This is a genomic window from Ilumatobacter fluminis (assembly GCF_004364865.1).
GTDB classification, from domain to species: domain Bacteria; phylum Actinomycetota; class Acidimicrobiia; order Acidimicrobiales; family Ilumatobacteraceae; genus Ilumatobacter; species Ilumatobacter fluminis.
In genome coordinates this window covers 4,425,816-4,447,451 of sequence record NZ_SOAU01000001.1, presented here as the reverse complement: position 1 = coordinate 4,447,451, position 21,636 = coordinate 4,425,816, and the positions used below count along the sequence as shown (strand labels likewise).

20 protein-coding genes are annotated in these 21,636 nt (G+C 68.6%); 10 read left to right on the top strand and 10 right to left on the bottom strand.

Going from position 1 to position 21,636, the window contains the following annotated elements; all coding sequences use genetic code 11:
- Positions 1 to 13: 13 nt before the first annotated feature.
- Both BDK89_RS20150 and BDK89_RS20145 read right to left on the bottom strand, forming a co-directional pair.
- A complete protein-coding gene (locus BDK89_RS20150; RefSeq protein ID WP_133870668.1) occupies positions 14 to 475 on the bottom strand; it encodes a VOC family protein in 462 nt (153 codons plus the stop codon).
- Between the two features lie 78 nt (positions 476 to 553).
- Positions 554 to 850, bottom strand: coding sequence for a hypothetical protein (locus BDK89_RS20145; RefSeq protein WP_133870667.1), 297 nt, complete (start codon positions 848 to 850; stop codon positions 554 to 556).
- 339 nt (positions 851 to 1,189) lie between these two features.
- Here BDK89_RS20145 and BDK89_RS21925 point away from each other — a divergent pair, with 339 nt between their 5' ends.
- The 5 genes from BDK89_RS21925 to BDK89_RS20125 all read left to right on the top strand — a co-directional run bounded on the left by BDK89_RS21925 (position 1,190) and on the right by BDK89_RS20125 (position 6,858).
- Positions 1,190 to 1,357, top strand: coding sequence for a hypothetical protein (locus tag BDK89_RS21925; protein WP_166657722.1), 168 nt, complete (start codon positions 1,190 to 1,192; stop codon positions 1,355 to 1,357).
- Positions 1,354 to 1,635: a hypothetical protein gene (locus BDK89_RS20140; protein ID WP_133870666.1), complete on the top strand. Its 282-nt coding sequence runs from the start codon at positions 1,354 to 1,356 to the stop codon at positions 1,633 to 1,635. Before BDK89_RS21925 ends, BDK89_RS20140 begins: the two co-directional genes overlap by 4 nt.
- A gap of 71 nt (positions 1,636 to 1,706) precedes the next feature.
- Entirely contained in the window at positions 1,707 to 2,729 is a 1,023-nt protein-coding gene (locus BDK89_RS20135; protein ID WP_208294145.1) for an NAD(P)-dependent alcohol dehydrogenase, read from the top strand.
- Between the two features lie 182 nt (positions 2,730 to 2,911).
- Complete coding sequence (locus BDK89_RS20130) at positions 2,912 to 5,914, top strand: hypothetical protein (protein WP_133870665.1); 3,003 nt, start codon at positions 2,912 to 2,914, stop codon at positions 5,912 to 5,914.
- Between the two features lie 278 nt (positions 5,915 to 6,192).
- On the top strand, positions 6,193 to 6,858 hold the full coding sequence (locus BDK89_RS20125; RefSeq protein WP_133870664.1) for a GAP family protein: 666 nt from the start codon (positions 6,193 to 6,195) through the stop codon (positions 6,856 to 6,858).
- 25 nt (positions 6,859 to 6,883) lie between these two features.
- Here BDK89_RS20125 and BDK89_RS20120 read toward each other — a convergent pair whose 3' ends face one another.
- Together BDK89_RS20120 and BDK89_RS20115 are read right to left on the bottom strand one after the other, a co-directional pair.
- Positions 6,884 to 7,327 carry a DoxX family protein gene (locus BDK89_RS20120; protein WP_133870663.1) on the bottom strand — a complete coding sequence of 148 codons (444 nt, stop codon included), beginning with the start codon at positions 7,325 to 7,327 and terminating at the stop codon, positions 6,884 to 6,886.
- A complete protein-coding gene (locus BDK89_RS20115; protein ID WP_133870662.1) occupies positions 7,324 to 7,779 on the bottom strand; it encodes a MarR family winged helix-turn-helix transcriptional regulator in 456 nt (151 codons plus the stop codon). Before BDK89_RS20115 ends, BDK89_RS20120 begins: the two co-directional genes overlap by 4 nt.
- A gap of 62 nt (positions 7,780 to 7,841) precedes the next feature.
- Here BDK89_RS20115 and BDK89_RS20110 point away from each other — a divergent pair, with 62 nt between their 5' ends.
- From BDK89_RS20110 to BDK89_RS20095, 5 genes are all read left to right on the top strand, one after another.
- Complete coding sequence (locus BDK89_RS20110) at positions 7,842 to 8,258, top strand: organic hydroperoxide resistance protein (RefSeq protein WP_133870661.1); 417 nt, start codon at positions 7,842 to 7,844, stop codon at positions 8,256 to 8,258.
- 197 nt (positions 8,259 to 8,455) lie between these two features.
- Positions 8,456 to 9,763: an NHL repeat-containing protein gene (locus BDK89_RS21920; RefSeq protein WP_166657721.1), complete on the top strand. Its 1,308-nt coding sequence runs from the start codon at positions 8,456 to 8,458 to the stop codon at positions 9,761 to 9,763.
- Entirely contained in the window at positions 9,697 to 10,521 is an 825-nt protein-coding gene (locus BDK89_RS20105) for an NHL repeat-containing protein (RefSeq protein WP_166657720.1), read from the top strand. Before BDK89_RS21920 ends, BDK89_RS20105 begins: the two co-directional genes overlap by 67 nt.
- 115 nt (positions 10,522 to 10,636) lie before the next feature.
- On the top strand, positions 10,637 to 11,662 hold the full coding sequence (locus tag BDK89_RS20100; RefSeq protein WP_133870659.1) for a TIGR03617 family F420-dependent LLM class oxidoreductase: 1,026 nt from the start codon (positions 10,637 to 10,639) through the stop codon (positions 11,660 to 11,662).
- A gap of 131 nt (positions 11,663 to 11,793) precedes the next feature.
- Complete coding sequence (locus BDK89_RS20095; RefSeq protein WP_133870658.1) at positions 11,794 to 12,126, top strand: lipopolysaccharide assembly protein LapA domain-containing protein; 333 nt, start codon at positions 11,794 to 11,796, stop codon at positions 12,124 to 12,126.
- Here BDK89_RS20095 and BDK89_RS20090 read toward each other — a convergent pair whose 3' ends face one another.
- The 6 genes from BDK89_RS20090 to BDK89_RS20065 form a co-directional block, all read right to left on the bottom strand.
- A complete protein-coding gene (locus BDK89_RS20090; protein WP_133870657.1) occupies positions 12,127 to 14,925 on the bottom strand; it encodes a cation-translocating P-type ATPase in 2,799 nt (932 codons plus the stop codon).
- Positions 14,926 to 15,114: 189 nt separating this feature from the next.
- Positions 15,115 to 15,717, bottom strand: coding sequence for a hypothetical protein (locus tag BDK89_RS20085; protein ID WP_133870656.1), 603 nt, complete (start codon positions 15,715 to 15,717; stop codon positions 15,115 to 15,117).
- Positions 15,718 to 15,727: 10 nt separating this feature from the next.
- Positions 15,728 to 16,579 carry a polyphosphate kinase 2 gene (ppk2, locus tag BDK89_RS20080; RefSeq protein WP_133870655.1) on the bottom strand — a complete coding sequence of 284 codons (852 nt, stop codon included), beginning with the start codon at positions 16,577 to 16,579 and terminating at the stop codon, positions 15,728 to 15,730.
- Positions 16,576 to 17,985, bottom strand: a complete 1,410-nt coding sequence (locus BDK89_RS20075; protein WP_133870654.1) for an ABC transporter substrate-binding protein — start codon at positions 17,983 to 17,985, stop codon at positions 16,576 to 16,578. The genes ppk2 and BDK89_RS20075 overlap by 4 nt, the downstream gene beginning before the upstream one ends.
- Positions 17,982 to 19,067: a DUF389 domain-containing protein gene (locus tag BDK89_RS20070; RefSeq protein WP_133870653.1), complete on the bottom strand. Its 1,086-nt coding sequence runs from the start codon at positions 19,065 to 19,067 to the stop codon at positions 17,982 to 17,984. The genes BDK89_RS20075 and BDK89_RS20070 overlap by 4 nt, the downstream gene beginning before the upstream one ends.
- A 49-nt stretch (positions 19,068 to 19,116) precedes the next feature.
- Positions 19,117 to 21,636 (bottom strand): ABC transporter permease, encoded by a 2,520-nt coding sequence (locus BDK89_RS20065; protein WP_133870652.1) that lies wholly within the window; start codon positions 21,634 to 21,636, stop codon positions 19,117 to 19,119.

Genomic DNA, 21,636 nt, shown 5'->3' with positions numbered 1-21,636 from the left:
CGGTGGCCGGCGGTCAGGTGAGTTCGGCGACGACCTCGGGCGGGGCCTGGACGAGCTCGATCAGCACGCCCTCTCCGCTGCGGGGTGTCTCGTCGTTGCCCTTCGGGTGGAGGAAGCACACGTCGTAGCCCGACGCACCCTTGCGGATGCCGCCCGGCGTGAACCGCATGCCCTGCTCGGTCAGCCACTCGACGGCGGCGGGCAGATCGTCGATCCACAATCCGACGTGGTTGAGTGTCGGCACGTGGACCTTCGGCGAGCGCTCCGGATCGAGCGGCTGCATCAGGTCGATCTCGACCGCGTGCGGGCCCGAGCCGAGCCGCAGGATGTCCTCGTCGACGTTCTCCGACTCGCTCACGTAGTCGCCGACCTTCTCGATGCCGAACAACCCCGACCACAGGCCGGTCAGCGCTCCTTTGTCGAGCCCACCGATGGCGATCTGCTGGATCCCGAGCACCTTGAACGGTCGTGTCATGACCCCGATGTTGCCACCCGTCGGCGTCGACGTGCCATTCGCCCAACCGATCACCCGCCGCTGCGGTGCGGAGAGCGGTCAGCTCCCTGCCGGCGCCACCGACACGGCGGTTGGCGACACGTTGGTTGCCGACGCCGAGCACCGCCAGCAGTCCGGATCGCCCTCCAGGGGAACGAGGTGGACGGCGTGCCGCCACGGTCGTGTCATGACGGACGGTCGGTCGTCGCACCGAACGCCGATCTCGCTGGCACCGGGGAACCGTGTCCGGACCATCGAGACGGTCGCGTCGTGGAGGCCGAACCTCGGATCGGCATCGTCGTGGACGACCACCCGGTCACCGGTGCGGAGTGCGTTCCACTGGAACTCGAGCATCACGACACCTCGCTTTCGGCTCGCTCGATGGCGCTCGCACGGACGGCCGGGTCGATCCGGTCGGTCGGGACGACGACGTCACGGTGGACGGTCTCTGGCATGGCACGCTCCTCGCATCTCGTCGTCGAGTCGGTGCGTCGGGCGTAGGTCGAACGACCGTCCAGCTCACGAACACGGCGCCTGACATCAACCTACACCCTTCGACGAACCGGCGTCGTCGAAAGGGGCTACAGTGCTGCTTCTCGGGATGAGTCGCCTCGTCTGGGCAGGACGGCCAGCAGTGCCAGTCGCTCGGTGCAGGCCCGACGCCTCGGCCGAGCCGTCAAGGTTCGAGGAGTCACCATGTCCATCCTTCCGTCCACCGACCCGGTCGCTGCCGGGCGTCCCGACATCGGCCCCGACGAGGTCGGGGCCGCGGCCGCGGCCCCGACTCCTGCCGCTCCCATCACACTCATCGGCTACCCGTGGGTGATGGTCCGGCGAGCGGCGACCGATCGGATCGCCGCATGAACCGGCTCGACTGGAACGCCCTGCAGGTCGGCGATCGCGTCCTCGTCCACGACGAGACCGACGCCCGTGCGCCGCTGCTCCCCGGACGCGTCACGCGGGTCGAGAGGGCGTCGGGTTCGAACGACGTCGCGATTCGAGTGCCGGTCAAGGGCGGCAAGTCCGAGATCGTGCTCCCGCCGAGATTGTCCGTCCACCTCGACGACCTCGACCCGATCGCTCGCTGTTGGCGGTGCGAGGCACGCGTCGACGGCTTCGTTCGTCCGATGACGACGAAGTAGCCCGAGGAGCGAGCCGACCGACAGCGTGATCTCACGCGAACCCGCCAGGTGGGCGCCCGTACGATGATTCGATGAGCGACACCTCCATGACGGCGATCACCTACGACTCGTACGGCGGGCCGGAGGTCTTGTCGATCAGCGAGGTGGAACGGCCACAGCCGGCTGACGACCAGGTGTCGATCCGGGTGCAGGCGGCGGAAGCGTGCAAGTCGGACACCGAGATGCGCAGCTGCTCGTTCAGTGCGTCATGGTTGTCGGTGCCGATGCGGCTGGTGCTCGGCGTTCGCCGGCCACGACGGCCCGTACTCGGTCTCTACTTCGCCGGGGTGATCGAGGCCGTCGGCGCCGACGTCACGGACTTCGAGGTCGGCGACGAGGTCTACGGAACCACCGGCCTCCGACTCGGCTCGTACGGCGAACACCTCGTTCTTCCCGCCAAGGCGACCATCGCGCCGAAGCCGGCAACGATGACGTTCGCCGAAGCGGCAGCCCTTCCGCTGGGGGCGTGCAACGCACTCAACGGGCTCCGCCGGGCACAGGTCGGCGCCGGCGACACGGTGTTGGTCAACGGTGCCGGCGGCGTCATCGGCGCGTACGGCGTGCAGATCGCACGGATGTTGGGCGCTGAGGTCACCGGTGTCGACGCCGCCCACAAGGAGTCGTTCGTGCGCTCGATGGGCGCCACCACCTTCGTCGACTACCAGGCCACCGATCTGGCCACGCTCGACGACCGCTACGACGTGATCTTCGACATGGTGCCGTCCACGCCGATCCGGCGCATGCTCGCCCTACTCGGGCCCGACGGTCGCTACGTGAGCGGCAACCCGCGGTTCACGACGATGCTCCGAGCGTCGAGGCTGCCGCTCACCGACGACCGGATCCAGACCGCGACTGACGGGGAGAGTCGGGCAGCGTTCACCGAACTGGCTGCCATGGTCGACGAGGGTCATCTGGTCGGCATCGTCGATCGGGTCCTGCCGATGGAGCAGGTCGCCGAAGCTCACCGGCTCGTCGACACCGAACAGCGCCTCGGTGCCATCGTCCTGGCCATCGGCCCCGACGCCGAACAGCGCCGAGCCTCGACCACGACCTAGCTCCGCCGGGGCCGATCACAGCACCAATCGTGCCCGGCGGCCGTCGTCGCAGACGCCGTGTCGACGCGCGTCCGGATCATCGTCACCGCTGAGATGTCGAGCTCGCTTCTGCGGTGGCGTGGCTCCGAACCTGTCGTGGGATTCGTGATCCAGAATCGGGGCTCGATCCGTAGTGGTCGAACATGTCGGCTCTTCGTCGCGCCCGGACACGGCGCATCTCGCTCGCGCTCGCCCTCGCCGTCGTGGTCGCCTCCGCCTGCTCCGGTGACTCGGATGACGCCGCTGATGCTGGGCCCGACGCCACGTCGACGGACGTCGACGCCACACCCGACGCCACCTCACCCGAGACCACGACGCCGAACACGGCTGCTGCGTCGACGCTGCCGATTACGACCGAGGCGGACGCGAGCGATCCGGCGGACGACGGCCCGGTCGAGCTCGTCACCCTCCTTCCGGCAGACACGCGCAGCGTGGCAGTCGTCGCCGATCCATCCGCCTTCGACGGCGCCACCGACCCCGCCTTCGACGATCTGACCGGCGACCTCGAGTGGATTGTCGAACTGGTCGACGCATCGGTGGTCGACGGGCCCTGGTGGATCGGGCGGACCACCGACCCGATAGTCGGGACCTTCGCGCTCGCGTCGCTGTCCGACAGCGCCGACGCATCGACGATCGACGAGGCGAGCGATCAGGTGACGGTGCTCCCCGGAGGCGTGCTCGTCGTCGGCAGCACGGCTGCGGCCGTCGACGCCGTCGCCGCCGCCGACCGGACCAGCGGTGAACTGACGCCGTACCTCGCCGCGCTCGACCCCGATGCCGACCTGTCGTTCGTCGTCGGCCTGCCTGCCCTGTACGACGACGTCGAGGCCGACCGGTCGCTGCGCGGCGCAGCGGCGATGAGCGGTGCGCTCGACATCGACGACGGTGCGATCAGCGGCGAGGTGGTGTTCCACACATCGAACGCCGCCGAGTTCGTCGAGGCCTACAACGCACTCGACCGGAACGCCCAGCAGGCCGATCCTCCCACCGCGACGCCGCTCTCGCTCGCGTCGCCCGCGGCGGGTGACCTCGAGCAGGTCGTCGTCACCATCCCGCCGACACCGCTTGCCCCGACCCCCGACCAGCTCGCCGAGTTGCGCAACCTCTGGAAGAAGCTGTTCGTCGGGATGGAGGCGCACGACTACGCCGAGGACGTGTTCGACCCGGGCAACGCGGCGTGGTTCAACTTCCTCGTCAAGAGCGAACTCGACGATGAACCGCCGTCACCCGGCTCCGTGTACATCCGCTGGGAGTTCGTCGACGACGCCGCCCGCGAGGCGTTCGAACAGAACGAACTACCCGACGGCTTCCGCCTCGCCCCGACCCGCTTCCTCGAGAGCGACGACCCCGACGGCGAGTACTTCCTCGCCCTCAACCTCTACAACGGAGGCGGCGGCATGATCGTCGGTGGCGCACGAGCCGAGTGGGACGTGTTCGTCCACGGGCCCGACGGCGCCGACCCGAACGCCGGTGAGCGGCCCCGCTTCTTCGTCGTCGAGGCGCTGGCCGAAGAGGTGTCGGCCGACGCGGGCAACCTGCTCACGCCCGCCGAACCGCTGTCGCACCAGCTGATCGACGGTGTGGTCGTGAGCAGTGTCGAACGGTTCGACGACGACGGCACGGCTGTCGCGGTCTTCGAGTCGACGTTCCCGGTGCCCGACCCCGACGTGAACGAGGTCGCCCGCTTCACCCGTGAGATGGCGATCGGCAACGACTACATCTACTGGGCGCACGGCGTGTCCGACCGCGTGCTCTACAACGCCACCACCTTCAACCACGACGCCTACTTCGTCGACGTCGACCAGCTCGAGTACACCGACGTGTCGCGATGGTCGCAGTACCTGAAGCCCGAGGCGAAGGACGCCGTCTACTACGTCAACACTCTCGAGTACGTCGCCTCCCCGATGGCGAACCTCGACTCCGACCATCTCGACATCACACCGGAGTGGCTCGACGAGCTGTACGCGTTCAAGAACAACGGCCACCAGGTCGGCCTGATGCGCAAGGCCGTCGAGCAACTGTTCCGCGGCGAGGCCGACGCGTTGGTGCCGTACGTGGTGGAGAACACCGACGTGCCGTCGACCTACTACCACGTCGAGATCACCGACCCCGACGGCTTCGCCGAGGCCATCGACCTGCCACTCGGACACGAGCTGATCCCGATCCGGGTCGTGGAGGACGGCGACGAGGCCCACTACCTCACCCTCGCCGTCACCGAGATCGCCCACTCGCCCGAGGGTGTCCGGGCCGAGTGGATCGTCCACACCGACGACGGCAGCGGCCGACCGTCGATGGTCGTGATCGAGCGGTCGACCGAGGACGTGGCGTTCGACTCGGCGAGCGTGATCGAACTGCCGAGCGTGGTCGAACACGGCGTCGACGGCGACACGATCACCACGACCGTCGGCGACCGCGAGATCGAGTTCGTCGCCGTGCTCGACACGTCGACCACGACCGACGCCGAACTCACCCTCGACTGGATCGAGGCCGGCGACGTCGTCTGCTCGACGTTCGGCGTGTGCGACAAGGTGTACTACGACGCCGAGACACTCGATGTGCCGGTGCGGGTCGTGAACGACGTGACCGTCGAGGCGTTCGCGACGCCGTGGGACGAGTTCCTCGCGGACGAGCCCGCGCTCGTCGCCTTCCGCGACAATGCACAGCTGTACGTCGCCAAGCGCTGGCACGACCTGCGGGTGCCGGTCGCACCGCTGCCGTTCACCGGGCTCGACGACGCGACCCACACGATCAGCGGCACCGGGTCGCTCGTCGGGCGTGACTCCGACGTCGCCGACTCGGTCTACGAGTACTCGGGCGACGTGGTGGTCGAGGGCGATCAGCTCACGTTCGCCATCGACCAGCGGGTCGACAACGCGCTCGGCGTCGGCAACATCTACACGACCGGCAACGTCGACCTGACGACCGGCACCGGGAGCCAGACCGTCGTCGACTGCCAGGGACCGGCCCTGCTGTGCAGCGACATCACCCTCGGCTCGACCGACTTCTACGAAGCCCAGAACCTCGACACGAGTGATCCGGCCGCCATCACCTGGAACGTCGACGTGGTCGTCGACCTCGGCCCCTTCGGCACCGCCGACAGCGCGTCCGCACTCACCGCCACCGCCGTTGGTTCAGCCGCCGGCTGACGCCCGCCCGTCCCAGCCCCGCCGGACGCCTGGTGGATTAAATCGCCTTGGGAACCACCGGTGGACGCCAGGTCGATTGAATCGCCTTCGGGTCCGGGCGGCGTCGGGGTGTCGGACGTGTGGTGGATTTAATCGCTTTCGGAACCACCGGTGGACGCCGGGGCGACTTAATCGCCTTTGGGTCCGGGGCGTCGTCGGTCGGGCGGGGTCGAGCGCCGGGCGGGCGTGACGGGCCTGCCGGATCGCCCGATCTACACTCGCCGCGGAAAGGTGGGCTCGTGGGCGCAGCGATTGGTCAGATACTCGGATTTGCGGTGGGGGTGGCGATCAGCCCGGTGCCGATCATCGCCCTCATCCTGATGCTGTTCTCGAAGCGGGCGGCGTCGAACAGCTTGGCGTTCCTCGGTGGATGGATCGCCGGCCTCGCCATCGTGACGATCGTCGTGTTGGCGCTCGGCCTCGAAGGGTCCGGCGGCGACAGCGACAGCGGCGGCTGGATCAAGGTGTTGATCGGCCTGGTGTTCCTCGCCCTCGCCGTGAAGCAGTGGCGCAGCCGCCCCGCCGACGGTGAGGAGCCGGAGATGCCGGCGTGGATGACCTCGATCGACGAGTTCACCGCCGTCAAGGCGGTCGGCATGGGTGTGCTGCTGTCGGGCGTCAACCCGAAGAACCTCGGCCTCACCCTCGCCGCCGCCGTGTCGATCGGTGGTGCCGGGCTCGACACCGGCGAAGAAGCCGCCGTCGCCGCTGTCTACGTGGTGCTCGCCTCCATCACCCTGATCGTGCCGGTCGTCGGTTACCTCGCCGCCAAGGAGAAGATGACCCCGGTCCTCGACTCGATGAAGGCGTGGCTGACCCACAACAACGCCACCGTCATGTCGGTCCTCTTCGTCATCCTCGGCGCCAAGGTCCTCGGCGACGGCATCACCCTCGTCGCCGCGTAGACAACTCGGGTGGGGCACGACCTCATCACTCGGCGGTGAGGACCGCCGATGTGCCGCCTCGGCGCCAGGCCCGCCACGCGCCGGTCGAGAAGAGGGCCCAGGCGACGAGCACGGGTTGGAAGAACAGGCGCACGAACCGCTTGGTGTCGGTGTCGAGCCCGAACGCGTCGGTGCCCTCGATCCACTGGGCGATGTTGCCGGGGAAGATGACGACGAAGAAGGCGGCGGCGATCCAGCCGACGAGTGCCCGGTATCGGCTGACGAAGACCAGTGCCAGGCCGAGCGTGATCTCGACGACACCGGACAGCAGCACCACCAGGTCGGCGTCGACCGGGAACCAGTCGGGTACCTGGGCCTGGAACTCCTCGCGCTGATGGGTGAGGTGGCCGATGCCGGCGAAGACGAGAGCGCCGCCGAGGAGCCACCTGGTGACCGATCGCGTCGTCTCCCTGGTGAGCAGCTTCGTCATGCGGGGGTCTCCTCGTGTCGGTCGAGTGATGTGAGCAGTGCGTCGAGCAGGCGACGGAACTCGATGCCGTCCTCCAGCGTGAGGCCGGTGCGCACCGCCAGCGAGAGCGGTACGTCGGCGAGTTCGTCCTGCAGGGACGTGCCCTCGGCGGTGGCCGACACGAGCACACGCCGTTCGTCGTCCGGGTCGCGGTGGCGTTCGACCAACCCGCGGGCCTCGAGGCGCTTGAGGAGTGGGGTCAGCGTGCCGGAATCGAGTCGGAGCCGAGCGCCGAGCTCACCGACCGTCTGGGCCTCGGGGCCCGACCACACCGCCAGCATGGTGAGGTACTGCGGGTAGGTGAGGTCGAACGGTTCGAGCAGCGGCAGATAGGCACGCGTCATCGCTCGCGACGCGGCGTAGAGCGGGAAGCACAACTGGTTGTCGAGTTCGAGTTGGGCGTGTTTCGCCATGCCTCCACGTTACCCCGAGAACGGTGTTGGACAATTCAATCGTGCACAATATGATTGTGGACATGAAGAAGTTGTACTCCACCACCGCTCACGCCACCGGCGACGGCCGCAACGGCCACGTCAGCTCCGACGACGGCGTCATCGACCTCGATGTCCGCATGCCCAAGGAGCTCGGCGGCACCGGCGACGCCACCAACCCCGAGCAGCTCTTCGCTGCCGGCTACTCGGCGTGCTTCCACTCCGCCCTCCGCCTCGTCGCCAAGGAGGCCGGCGTCGACGTAACCGACTCGGCCGTCTCGGCCACCGTCCACCTCGGTGCCACCGAGGAAGGCGGCTTCGGCATCGGCGTCGAACTCGACGTCAGCCTCCCCAACGCCACCGCCGAGCAGGCCCAGCAGGTCGTCGAGCAAGCCCACCAGGTGTGCCCCTACTCGAACGCCACCCGCAACAACATCGACGTCAACCTCTCCGTCGTCTGACGCTCCGGCAATCACCGAGTCGGATGAGGTCAGACCCCATCCGACAGGGCGTGCGGTGATCAGCCAGCGGTTTCCGGTCGGATGGGGTCTGACCTCATCCGACCGTCCGCCGTCGATCGCGGGGCGTGAGTGGAGTCCGGTTCGGTGGGCGTGATCGGAACCGTTATGGTCAGGGCACTCAACCACCCGGAGTAGTCATGACACCACGTAAAGCACGCAAACGCGTCATTCCGATCGTCGTCGCCCTCAGCCTCGCTGCGGCGGCGTGCTCGGGCGAGGACGCCGATGAATCGGGCACGACCACGCCCGACACTGCGCCAGATACCGCCCCCGACACCACGCCCGACACCACCGAACCCAGCGACGAGTCCGAGGACTCGGACGAGAACGACGCATCGGGGGAGGCCGACGACGCTGACACTGACACCGACGGTTCCGACGATGCGGAGCCGGAAGACGCCGACGAAGGCCTGAGCGGCAGGGTCGCTCCGATCGCCGACGTCGGCGACGTCGAGTGGGCCGTGACCGCCTGGTCGGTCGGCGAGGGCGACCCGGTCGAGCTGGCGAGCGGCGAGACCGACGGCGGCGCCTTCGCGCTGGGCGAGGTCGACCTCCCCGATGACCGCGTCCTGCTGGTCGAAGCAGCGTCCCCCGACTCGGAGGGCGCTGACCTCGCCGTCGTCACGACCGATGTCGGCGCCGAGCTCACCGTGAACGAACGCACCACCGTCGCCGCCGGCTACGGCCTGGCCCAGTTCTTCGGTGACGATCTGCCGTCCGGCCCCAACCCCGGGTTCGTCAACGCGGTCTCGATGGCGGCGAATCTCGCCGATCCGGTCACCGGCGACTACGCCGACGTGCTGACCACCGCGCCCAACGGCTACGCGACCCAAACCCTTCCTGCGTTCACCTCGCTGACGAACGCGGTCGGTGCCTGCCTGGCCGATCGGAGCCTGTGCGTCGAGCTCGACGATGCGGCCGGTGTCGACGCCGCTGCCTCGATGGCCGCGACCGTCGCGTCGATCGCGCGTGACCCCTCGGCTGCGGTCGAGCCGGTGTTCGCGCTCTCGCAGCTCCAGGCGGGTGACCGGCCCGGTCTGGAAGTCGCACCGGCGGCATGGACGCTCGCACTGCGCTTCGACGGCGACGGCACCGACCTCGCCGGACCCGGCGCGTTCGCCATCGATCCGGACGGCAATGTCTGGGTGAACAACAACTACGACTACGACCCCAACCCGGAGAACCCGGTCTGCGGCAGCGACGAGATGTTCAAGTTCGGCCCGGACGGAGCACTGCTGGCGACCTACGAAGGCGGCGGCCTGTCGGGCTCGGGCTTCGGCATCGAGTTCACCAGCGACGGCCGGTTGTGGTTCAGCAACTTCGGCTTCGCCGCTGCGGCGCCCGGGTGCCCCGAGACCAGCAGCCGCCCCACAACAGCATGTCGCTGTTCACCTACGACGGTGAGGCGCTCTCGCCGGAGGAAGGTTTCACCCGCGGCGACCTGAGCTGGCCGCAGGGCATCGTCGTGTCCGACAACGACGACGTGTGGATCGCCAACTGTGGCAACAACACGGTGTCGTTGTATCCCGGTGGCGACCCGGCCGCGGCCGTCAATCTCGGCAGTCTCGGCCTCGAGCAGCCCTTCGACGTGGTCGACAACGGCGAGCACATCTTCGTCAGCGGTATCCAGAACAACACCGTCGCCGTGTTGAACCGTGACGGCAGCCCGATCGACGGTTCGCCGTTGACCGACCCGGGCTTCCAGAACCCGATGGGTCTGGCGACCGCTCCCGACGGCAGCGTGTGGGTGGCCAACTCGGGCACGACGACCCTGCCGTGTCCGGAGCGTCCCGCCGACGCCGAGGGCGCACCGTCGGTGTCGCTCATCAGCGCCGACGGCACGACCGTGGCCGGGCCCTTCACCGGTGGTGGCGTGACCCGCCCGTGGGGCATCGCCACCGACGGCGCCGGCAACGTCTGGGCCGCCAACTTCGCCGACAAGCGACTGTCGGCGTTCTGCGGCACCGATCCGTCGACCTGCCCGCGCGGCCTCAGCACGGGCGACGGCATCTCGCCCGACGACACCGGCTACGCCTTCGACGGGCTGACGCGCAACACCGGCGTCGCGATCGACCCGTCCGGCAACGTCTGGGTCGCGAACAACTGGGAGACCATCCCGGTCCAGACGAACCCCGGCGCCCACCAGATCGTCGCCTTCGTCGGGGCTGCGACCCCGCTCCCGGTGGCGCCGTTCAGCGGCTGACAGGTCGAGGACGCCCACAACGTGCACCGGCTGACCGTTCCTCGGAGCGGTCAGCCGGTTCGCGTCCGGCGGGTCCGGCTCTGGCGAGATCCCGGCCGCTCTCTACTGTCGGGCCATGGAACTCGACTTGATGACCGGAGTGGCGTCGTGGTCCGACACCGCCGATCTGGCGCGGCGGCTCGAGGCGGCCGGCTTCTCCGGGATGCTCTTCACGGAGTCGTCCCAGACGCCGTGGATCTCGATCGCGATGGCCGCCGAGGCGGCACCGACCCTCTCGTTCTCGACCGGCATCGCCGTCGCGTTCCCGCGTAGCCCGATGATCGCCGCCCAGTACGCGTGGGAGATCGCCGGCAACACCCAGGGCCGGTTCCGGCTCGGACTCGGCAGCCAGGTCAAAGCCCACGTCGAACGCCGCTACGCCGGCGAGTTCGACCGCCCCGCCGCCCGCATGCGCGACTACGTGCTGGCCGTCAAGGCTTCGCTGCGGGCGTTCCGACGCGAGGAACGCCTCTCGCACGACGGCGAGTTCTACCCGCTCAGCCTGCTCCCCACCGCGTGGTCGCCGCCCACCCACGAGTACGGCGACGTCCCGGTCGACATCTCCGCCGTCGGACCCGTGATGTGCCGAGTGGCCGGTGAGGTCGCCGACGGCATCCACGTCCATCCGCTCCACTCCGCGCACTACTTGCAGGAGCGGTTGCTGCCCGCCGTCACCGCCGGCGCCGAGGCGGCCGGCCGCACCCTCGCCGACCTCGACCTGATCGTGCCGGTGTTCGCCGTTCCCGGCGACACGCCCGAGGAGCGCGCACCGTTGTGGGAGCGGGCCCGCACCCAGATCGCGTTCTACGGGTCGACCCCGAACTACGCCTACCAGTTCGACGACCTCGGCTTCACCGACCTCACGCCCCGCCTCACCGAGGCGATGCGGGCCGGTGACATGGATGCCCTGTCGGCACTCGTCACCGACGAGGTGCTCGACCACTTCGCGATCCCCGCTCCGTGGGACGAACTCGCCGACCGGTTGCGCGAACGGTACGACGGCATCGCCGCTCGCATCGTCCCGTACCTCGCCGCCGAGTCGATCGCCCGCGACCCCGCCGCCGTCAACCGCTGGGGAGCCATCGCCCGCGCCCTCCGCTGAACAGAAGGGGTCAGGCACCTTCCGTTCCCGCAAGCCAGCTCAGATCCGAGCTTGCTGAACGGAAGGTGCCTGACCCCTTCTGTTCGAGGCAGCAGGTGTGTCTTGTCGCGAGGAAGTGGGTATGCCTGGACATGCGAGCGCCTGACGACATGCCGACCGACACGACGCCGACCGACCGCACCGAGGCCGAACCGGTGCGGGACTATCGCGGCACCGGGGTGATGTGGGCGGGCGGCGCTGTCGTCGTCATCGTCGCCCTGGCCGTGATCGCCGCCGCGCAGAACACCCAGGACGTCGAGATCAACTTCTTGTGGATGGACGGCACGCTGCCGCTCGTCCTCCTGCTCCTCATCGCGATCGGTGCGACCGTCGTCGTCACCGAGTCGATCGGTTGGGCGTGGCGTCACCGTCGCCGCAAGCGCCTCCGCGAGAAGGACGAACTGAAGCGCCTCCGCAAGGCCTGATCAGCCCGGAGCCTGGCCACGGCGGGCGAACCGCTTCGTCGTCTCGATGACGACCAGCAGCGCAGCGCCCAGGGAGACCGGCACCGCGAGGTCGAACGTCGAGAGCGGCTCGAGATCGAGGAAGGTGCGGAGCGGGGTGTAGATCGCAGCGAGCTGCAGGGCGGCGACCGCCCCGACGACGCCGACCATGACCCGGTTCGAGGTCAGGCCGATCGCCCGCAACGACTCGCGCTCCGACCGGGCACCGATCGCCTGGAAGATCTGCATGAACGCCAGGGTCGTGAACACCATCGTCTGCCACTCGACCCGGTCGGCGGCGTGGTACGCGAAGCCGACGCCGAGCGAGACGACACCGATCACCGAACCGATCCATGCCGTACGCCAGCCCGCACCGCCCGACCACAGGCCCGCCCCCGGACGATGCGGCGGCCGTTGCATGACGCCCGGTGCCGCCGGCTCGACCCCCATCGCGAAGCCGAGCAGACCGTCGGTCATCAGGTTCAGCCACAACAGCTGCAGCGGCAGCAAGGCGATCGCCGTTTCGAACTCGCCGCCGGCAAGCAGGAACGGCACCGGCCAGCCGAGCATCACGATGATCTTGCCGAGGTTGCCGGCGACCGCGAACGCGACGAAACGTCGCAGGTTGTCGTAGATCACCCGTCCTTCCTCGACGGCGGCGACGATCGTCGCGAAGTTGTCGTCGCGCAGCACCATCTCGGCCGCCTCTTTCGAGACGTCGGTGCCCGTGATCCCCATCGCCACGCCGATGTCGGCCCGCTTCAGCGCCGGAGCATCGTTCACGCCATCGCCGGTCATCGCGACGACCTGGCCCTGCGACTGCAACTGCTCGACGATCCGCAGCTTGTGCTCGGGCGACACCCGGGCGAACACCGGAACGACGCCGACGGCGGCGGCGAACTGGTCGGCGGTCAGCCGGTCGAGTTCGGGCCCGGTCAACGCCCGCTCTCCGTCACTGATCCCGAGGTCGCGGGCGATCGCCCGCGCCGTCAGTGGATGGTCACCGGTGATCATCACCGGTCGGATCCCGGCCGCACGACACGTTGCAACCGCGTCGCGGACCTCGTCGCGCGGCGGGTCGATCATCCCGACCAGACCGACGAACACGAGGTCGCCCTCGACGGCCTCGACATCGGCGAGGTCGACTTCCTCGGGCAAGCGGCGATAGGCGACCCCGAGCACGCGCATGCCGTCGCTCGCGAGTCGGTCGTCGGCCGTGGTGATGCGAGTCCGCACCGCCTCGTCGAGATCGACCAGCCGTCCGCCGTCGAACGCGCCGGTCGAGCGTTCCAGCAGCCCGTCGACCGACCCCTTCGCGAACACGAGCGGGGCATCCTGCGGCAAACCGGTCAGTTCGAGCACCGTGCTGAGCAGCGGATCGTGCACGGTGCTCATCCGCTTCCGCTCCGAGTCGAACGGGAACTCGGCGACCCGCGGCACTCGCCGGCGGATCTCCTCCACGTCGACACCGAGCGCGAGCGCCGCGGCGACGAAGGCCGTCTCCGTCGGGTCACCGAGCAGGACCGGGTTGCCGAACGCATCCCGATCGATCGACGTGTCGTTGCACAGCGATCCCGCGAGCAAGGTGAGCAGCAATGCCGAGTCGGCGCCCTGCGGCAGCGTCGAGCGGTCGGGACCGCCCTCGCCCATCGCCACCCGTTGACCGCCGACATCGACCACCGTCACCGTCATCACGTTCTGCGTCAGCGTGCCGGTCTTGTCGGTACAGATCACGGTCACCGAACCGAGCGTCTCGACCGCCGGCAGCTTCCGGATGAGCGCCTCGCGCCGCAGCATCCGCTGAGCGCCCACCGCCAGCGTGAACGTGACGACGGCCGGCAGACCCTCGGGGATCACCGCCACCGCCACGCTGATCGCCGTCAGCACGAGGTTCGTGACCGACTCGCCCGCCGCCGCGCCCATCGCCACCACCAGCGCAGCGACGATCAAGCCGGCCAGCGCCAGCTGCTTTCCGATCCGGTCGAGCCGGTCCTGCAATGGGGTGCGCTCGGGAGCGACCTCCTGCAGCAGCGACGCGATCGTGCCGAGTTCGGTCGCCATCCCCGTTGCGACGACCACGCCGACGCCACGCCCGTACGTGACCTGGGTACCCGAGTAGGCCATCGACCGACGATCGCCGAGCGGCACGTCGTCGCGGTCGCCCGGATCGGTCCGCTTGTCGACGGGGTCCGACTCGCCCGTCAACGCCGCCTCCTGCACACGCAGGTTCGCGAACTCGATCAGCCGGAGGTCGGCCGGGACGACGCTGCCCGCTTCGAGCACCACCACGTCGCCGGGGACGAGGTCGACCGACGCAAGGTCGCGCGGCGAGCCGCCTCGAACCACCCGCACGACCGGCACGGTCATCCGGCGCAATGCGGCGATCGCCTGCTCGGCGCGGTACTCCTGGACGAAGCCGAGCACCGCGAACAGGATCACGATCGCGCCGATCGCCCCGGCCTCCAGGTACTTGCCGAGCACCAACGACAACAGAGCGGCGCCGATCAGGATCAGCACCATCACGGCCGAGAGCTGTTCCCACACGAGGCGCCACGGCGACGTGCCGCCTCGCTCCTCCAGTTGGTTCGGGCCGTGCTCGGCACGGCGACGCTCGGCTTCGTCCGGGTCGAGCCCGTCGGTCGAGGAACCGAGGGCCGTGAGTGTCTCCACCGCGGTGAGGCGGTGCCACGGCGCCGACGCGTCGGCGGGTCGTGGCGGGTCGGCCGGGGCTGCGAGCGAGGTGCTCGACGGTGAGGCCGACCGGGGAGGTCGTGGTGACATCGTGGGTTCCTTTCAGCGAACGGTGTGTCGTTGCGCTGAAGGTCTCTCCGCCCTGGCTGGGCTGGCCCGACCGGCTCCGTGCGGAGCGTCCTGACGATCGGCCTCGAGGGATACTCCCCTTCAGTTGCGCGGCAATCTACGGCACGCCGAACCCGGAAGCAACACGCACCGGGCGGCCGTTCGACGCCGTCAGGTGCTCACGCGGGAGACGGCGTAGAACAAGGCCACGAACGCCAGGACGCCGGTCGCGATGTTGACGACGTCGAAGATCGGATCGAGCTTGCCGAGTTGCCGACCGCGTCGTCCGAGGCGGCGTTGGGCGACCTGACGGACGTGGTGCGTCCAGCGCAGCGATCGAAACGCGCGAGCGATGTGGAGCCGGTCGAAGAACTTGCCGATACCGCTACCGACGTTGGTCCGCGGTGACAGGTTCGGCTCGTGCGCGAGGGCGAGTGGGAAGGCGAGGCCGAGTGCGATCCAGTTGGCGACGAAGCGAAGCGCCAGTGCGAGGAACACCAGGAACCAGGCCGCCGTGAGACTGTTCTGGACATCGAACTCGGGCTGCTCGTGTCGACTTGCCGCGACCAGTGAGCCCACGGTCCAACCCGAGAAGAAGATCCAATAGAACGATTTCCGGACGAACCACAGCCGGAGCAGCCGCCGGGCGTCGGCCTCGCCCGGCATGATCGCCGCCGCCGGTTGGATCCGCAACGGATACCGACCCGGTCCGACGAGCTCGGTCTCGTCGGGACCCGGCACCGACGCCCCGCCGTCGCTCTCGTCGTCGGTCATCGCATCGGGTTCAGTAGCGCTGCGGAACGAAGGTCTGTTCGCCCATCGGCGGACGGATGTACGGCGGGTTCAGCCGCTCGGGGATCTCGACCGGGTCGGGAACGATGTCGTCGTACGGGATCGAATCCAAGATGTGGCTGATGCAGTTGAGCCGGGCTCGCCGCTTGTCGTCGGACGGCACGACGAACCAGGGCGCCTGCTTGATGTCGGTGTGTTGGAAGGTGGTGTCCTTCGCCATCGAGTAGCGCACGTAGTGGCGGTGCTCCTCGAGGTCCATGTCGGACAGCTTCCAGCGCTTGATCGGCTCTTCGTTGCGGGCGTTGAAACGGCGCTCCTGTTCGCCGTAGCTGATCGAGAACCAGTACTTCAGCAGGACGATCCCCGACCGCACGAGCATCCGTTCGAACGACGGACACGTGCGCAAGAACTCCTGGTGTTGCTCCTCGGTGCAGAACCCCATCACCCACTCGACGTTCGAGCGGTTGTACCAGCTCCGATCGAACAGGACGATCTCGCCGCCCGACGGCAGGTGCGGCACGTATCGCTGGAAGTACCACTGCGTCTGTTCCCGTTCGGTCGGCTTGGGGAGTGCCACCGTGCGGACGATGCGCGGGCTCGTGCGTTCGTTGATCCGTTTGATCACACCGCCCTTGCCGGCCGAGCCGCGCCCTTCGAAGATGATGAGCACACGGAGGCCGGCGTGTTGCACCCAGTACTGCAGCTTCACGAGCTCGGTCTGGAGACGCCGCAGCTCCTTCTCGTAGTAGTGGCGCTTCAGATGACCGTCGGCGTCGTAGTGCTTCGCCCCCGCCGGTGTGCCGAGGTCGCCGATGGTGTGCCCGTCGTCGAATTCGTGACTCATGGTGCTTCCTCCTCCGTGTTGTCCGTGGTGTCCGTGTTCGTGGTAGCCGTGTCGGTACCCGAACCCGTTTCGAGCTCGTCGGCCCGTGCAGCGGCTGCGATCGCCACCTGATCGACGACCTCCCGGCGCACCTCGTCGACCTCGACCAGCAGGTCGTCCAACCCGGCGATGCCGTCGAGGCGGCCCGTTTCGGTGATCAGCGCCGTGAGCGACGAGAGCCAGGTGTCGCGCAGCTCCGACTGAAAGGTGTCGGACGCGTCGAAGCGTTGCACCTCTGCGTCGAGCAGGAGCTGTGCGAACGGACGGTCTTCTTCGGCATGGTCGTCGACCGTGAGCGTGTCGCGTCCGCTCAGGTAGCCGCCTCGTTCGAGCCACGCCCGGGCTCCGTCGACGCTGGCCAGGAAGGTCATCAGGTCGTTCACCTCGGCACGGTCGCTGAACTGGATGAGGCCGCCGCCACCACGCAGCAGCGGAGGATCCCCCTCGACGCCGGGCAACACGAAGAAGTCGACCTGGTCACCGGCGACGACGTCGTCGGGGAACCAGGCGGTCGCGAAGTTGGCCTGCCGGTACAGGGCACACCCCGGTTCGGTGTCGAACATGGGTCCGGACGCGTCCTCGACCGATTCGCCCAACACCCGCTGGGCGCCTCCGACGGTTCGTCCGGGAGCGAGCACGAGGTCGTCGAACTCGTCGACGGCGGCGGCGACGGCGTCGTCGGTGAAGGGCAGCTGCGACAGCATCCACTGCTCGTACACGTCGGGGCCCGCACGACGCAGCAGCAGATCCTCGATCCAGTCGGACACGGCCCAGCCCGTGCTCGCGCCCGACTCGATCGAGAAGCACCACGGTGCGATGTCGGTCGTCTGGATCTCGTCGACCAGCTCGTGGAGCCCGTCGAGCGTGTCGGGGACCGTCCAGCCGTTGTCCGCGAACACGTCGGGCCGATACCACACCAGCGACTTCACGTTCGTCCGGTAGGGGGCCAGGAACGCTGTGCCGTCGACGGAGATCTCCTCCGTCGAGAACGGGTAGTTCTCGACGATCTCGACGATCGTCGGTTCGGACAGCGGCACGATCTGGCCGCGAACGAACAGCTCGGCGATCAGACCGGGCTGGGGGATCACCGCCACGTCCGGCATGTCGAGGCCGCGAGTCACCCGTTGCCGCAGGTCGCTGTCGAAATCGCTGCTGCCGGTGTAGTTCACGTCGATCCCGGTGCGTTCGGTGAAGTCGGTGAGCACCGCCGCGAACGCGTCGGCGTCCTCGTTCAGCCACGGACCGAACACGCCGATGGCCTCCGTGTCCGGTTCGGCATCGAACGCCGACGTGCACTGCCACAGCAGGAGCGTCGAGGCCGTCAGCGCAACGACGAGCAGGGTCCAGCGTCGTCCGCGTCGCGTCATCGAGCGTTCACCACGAAGTGTTCGTCGCCTTGGTACAGCACCGACAACGCGACCGGTCCATCGAAGCGGTCTCGGATCAGCTCGGCGAGCGCCCAGGCCGGTTCGGCTTCGCCCTGACTCACGATCACCAACTCGATGTCCGCCTCGTCACCGGCGATGTCGGCGCGGATCTCGACGATGCGGGCGTCGGGATCCCACACCTCGACCGATTGGACGACGGCGCTCTCGAGACGCAGGTCGCGGATGACCGACCGCGTGTGGCGGAACAGCGGGATGGCGACCACGAGCACGGCCAGCGTCGTCACGAACAGCCGCTTGCGGAGGGCGCCGCGGCCGTGACGCTGATGTGGCCGGAACCCGCTGAGCAGCAGCACGAGCCCGGCCGCGAAGATGATCGCCGCCAGGTTCGTGAGATACAGCAGGAACGCGTTGCGCGATTCCTCGCCGAGCCCGAGCTCGGCCGTGATCCCGACCGTCGCCAGCGGCGGCACCAACGCCACGGCGATGCCGACGCCCGGCAGCGCAGCGATCGCCGAACGTCTGGGCTGGATGTACCCCGCTGCGGCGCCGGCCGAGATCGCCACGCCGAGGTCGAGCAGGCCCGGGAACGTTCGGCCCCGGATCTCGCCGGGCAGCGCCCGAACGTCGATCACGCTGCCGCCGGCGATCAGGCTCGTCGCCCATCCGACGGCGATCGCGAGCGTGGTGCCGAGGGCGATGATGATCATCGCCCGGAGCAGACGACGGTTGTCGGCGGTGACGACCGCTGCGGCGGCGCCCATGATCGGCGTCATGAGCGGCGCGACGAGCATTGCGCCGATCACCACCGCTCCTGAGTCGGCGAGCAGCCCGAACGAGGCGATCCACGCGCTCAAGCAGATCAGTGCGCTGAAGCGGAACACGTACTCGCGCTGTCCGTCGCCTGTCGGGATCAACTCGTCGATCGCGTCGCGAGCGTCGGCGGTCGGTTCGGCCGGCAGCACCGAGTCGACCCACTGGGCGATCGTGCCGAGCGCGGTCATCGACCCCGTCGCGGCAGCCGGCCCGTCGGCGGGCTGATCGGTCGTCGGTTCCGTGGCCATCCCCTGGGCTCAACGTAGTCGGCGCCCGGACCCCGTCCGAGCCTGCCCGTCAGGTGACCTGGATCGCATCGAGTACCTCGGGCTTGGTCGACCGTGACGCCGGGATCAGCGCCGCCAAGTACCCGAGGATCACGCCGGCGACGAGCACGATCACCAGCTGCAGCGGAGCGAAGTCGACCCCGATGTCGGCCGACGAGAAGCGGTTGATGGCGAACACGAGCGAGAAGCCCATGAAGGCCCCCATGACCACGCCACTCACCGTGCCGACCGATGCGATCAGCACCGACTCGATGCGGACCATTCGCCGCACACGCCGATCGACCATGCCGACGATCCGCAGCAGCCCGAGTTCGCGGCGCCGCTCGATGATCGACAGCGACATCGTGTTGACGATGCCGATCAGTGCGACCACCACGCTCATCAGCAGCAGTCCGTTGACGGCGTTGATCATGAAGTCGAAGATCTGTCCGACGAGCTGGCTGAGCAGGTTGCCGGCCGACAGCGTGATGTCGGGTCGGAGGTCGGTGATCGCCTCGATCTCCTCTTTGACGTCGGACTGCGTGGAGTCGGCCGCATCGATGAAGGCGGCCGTCGGAGCGGTGTCGCCGACGAAGGCATCGAACGACTCCTGCGTCGTCAGATTGCCGAGCGTCAACGAGTCGATGCTGCCGGCGATCATCCCGGCGACCGTGAAGTCGGCCGAATCGCCGGCGCTGTCGACGTAGGTGACCGTGCTGCCGATCGCCGGGGTGTCCTCCCCGATGTCGACCACCAACACCTCACCAGTGCCGAGGTCGGCGATCTCGGTGCCCTCCTCCACCTCGACGTTCGCCACCTCCGAGAGCGCGACCAGATCACCCGTCGACAACGACAGCGGTACGCCGCTGTCGTCGTTCGCCTGTCCGACCGTCTCGGTCCGGAACGGCACCACTTGCTCGACGTCGTCGATCGCCTCGAGGTCGGCCACCAGTTGATCGTCGACCGTGCCCCCGGCGCTACTCATCGTGAAGTCGGCCGACGCGAGCTGATCGATCTGGTCGACCGCGAAGTCTTTGAGGCTGGTACCCGAGACCGTCACGAGCGTCACGAGAAAGACACCGATCAACAAGGCGTTCGCCGTGGTGGCAGTGCGCTGCGGGTTGCGTCCGATGTTGTCGGCGGCGAGCCGTCCCTCCAGACCCAGGCGCCCCATCAGCGGCCGGAACAACCGACTGGCACCGAGCGCAATCACCGGCCCGGCGAGGATCACGCCGACGAAGAACGCGATCGCGCCGAGCCCGAGCAGCGCTGCCGAGGGTGCCGCCACGAGCGCGGCGGCACCACCGCCGACGAGGACGGCCACCAGGACGATGCGGTTGCGAGTGAGCGTGTTCGACTCCACCGCCGACTCGCGCAACGCCTCGATCGGTTCGACGGCAGCGGCCTTGCGCGCCGGGCGCATCACCGACAGGAACGTGATCAGGGTGCCGAGCACGATGCCCTGGCTCACGACCGACGGCGTCACCCGGAGCCCGCTGCCGGGCAGGTCGATCCCGAGCTGCGAGATCACGAACACGAGGAGGAACGTCAGCCCGAAGCCGACGGCGACGCCCAGGATCGAGCCGATCAGTCCGATCAAGATGCCTTCCCACCGAAGCGATCGCTTGAGCTGCTTCGGCGTGGCACCGATCGCCGAGAGGACGGCGAGCTCGCGCATCCGTTGGGCGACGATCACGGTGAAGGTGTTGACGATGACGAACCCGCCGACGAACAGTGCGATCAGTGAGAACACCTGCAGTGCCTGCTTGAGGATGCGCCCGATCGAACCAGCGGCACTCACTTGGTCGTCGACGAAATCGTCGCCGTTCTGCACGACCATGCCGGGCGGCACGAGCGGCTCGATCGCAGCGACCAGCTCGTCTTGGCTGCCGTCGCCGCGCACGAAGATGTCGTCGAACTCTTCTTGGCCCGAGTTGAGCCAGACGAAGGCGTCGTCGTCGGTCATCGAGACGGTGCCGCCGCCGTCTTGTGCATCGTTGTCCCCGAACTTCGTGATGCCGACGATCGTCACGTCCTCGGGGCCGGCCAGGGTCAGCAGGGTCGCGCTGTCGCCGACACCCAGGTTCTCGTCGTCGGCGAGGCCCTGGTCGACGACGACCTCGCCGGCTGCCGTCGGTGCGGCTCCCTCGACGATGTCAGTGGGGTTCAGTTCGTCGTCCGCGACCCACGTCCGGCCGGTCGCGCCGTCCGCGAACGTGGTGCCGTCGTCCGCGAGGAACGCGACGGCTCCGGTCAGGTGCCCGGCCACGGCGGTGACCTCGGGCAGGGCCCCGATCTCGTCGGCGACATCGGCCGACACGCGGAACTTGGCAGCGAACTCGGAACCGGACGAGGCAGCGTCCTCGTCGGCGATGACCGCGGCGTCGACGCCGGCGTACTGATCTCGAGCGTTGCCCTCGAGCGCGTCGATCACCCGGTCGGCGAGGAAGCCGGAGGCGGCGAAGAACGCGACACCGGTCATGATCGCCACCAGGGTGGCGATGTACCGGCCGACGTTCATCTGAACGCCGCGGATCGCGAGCTTGAACAC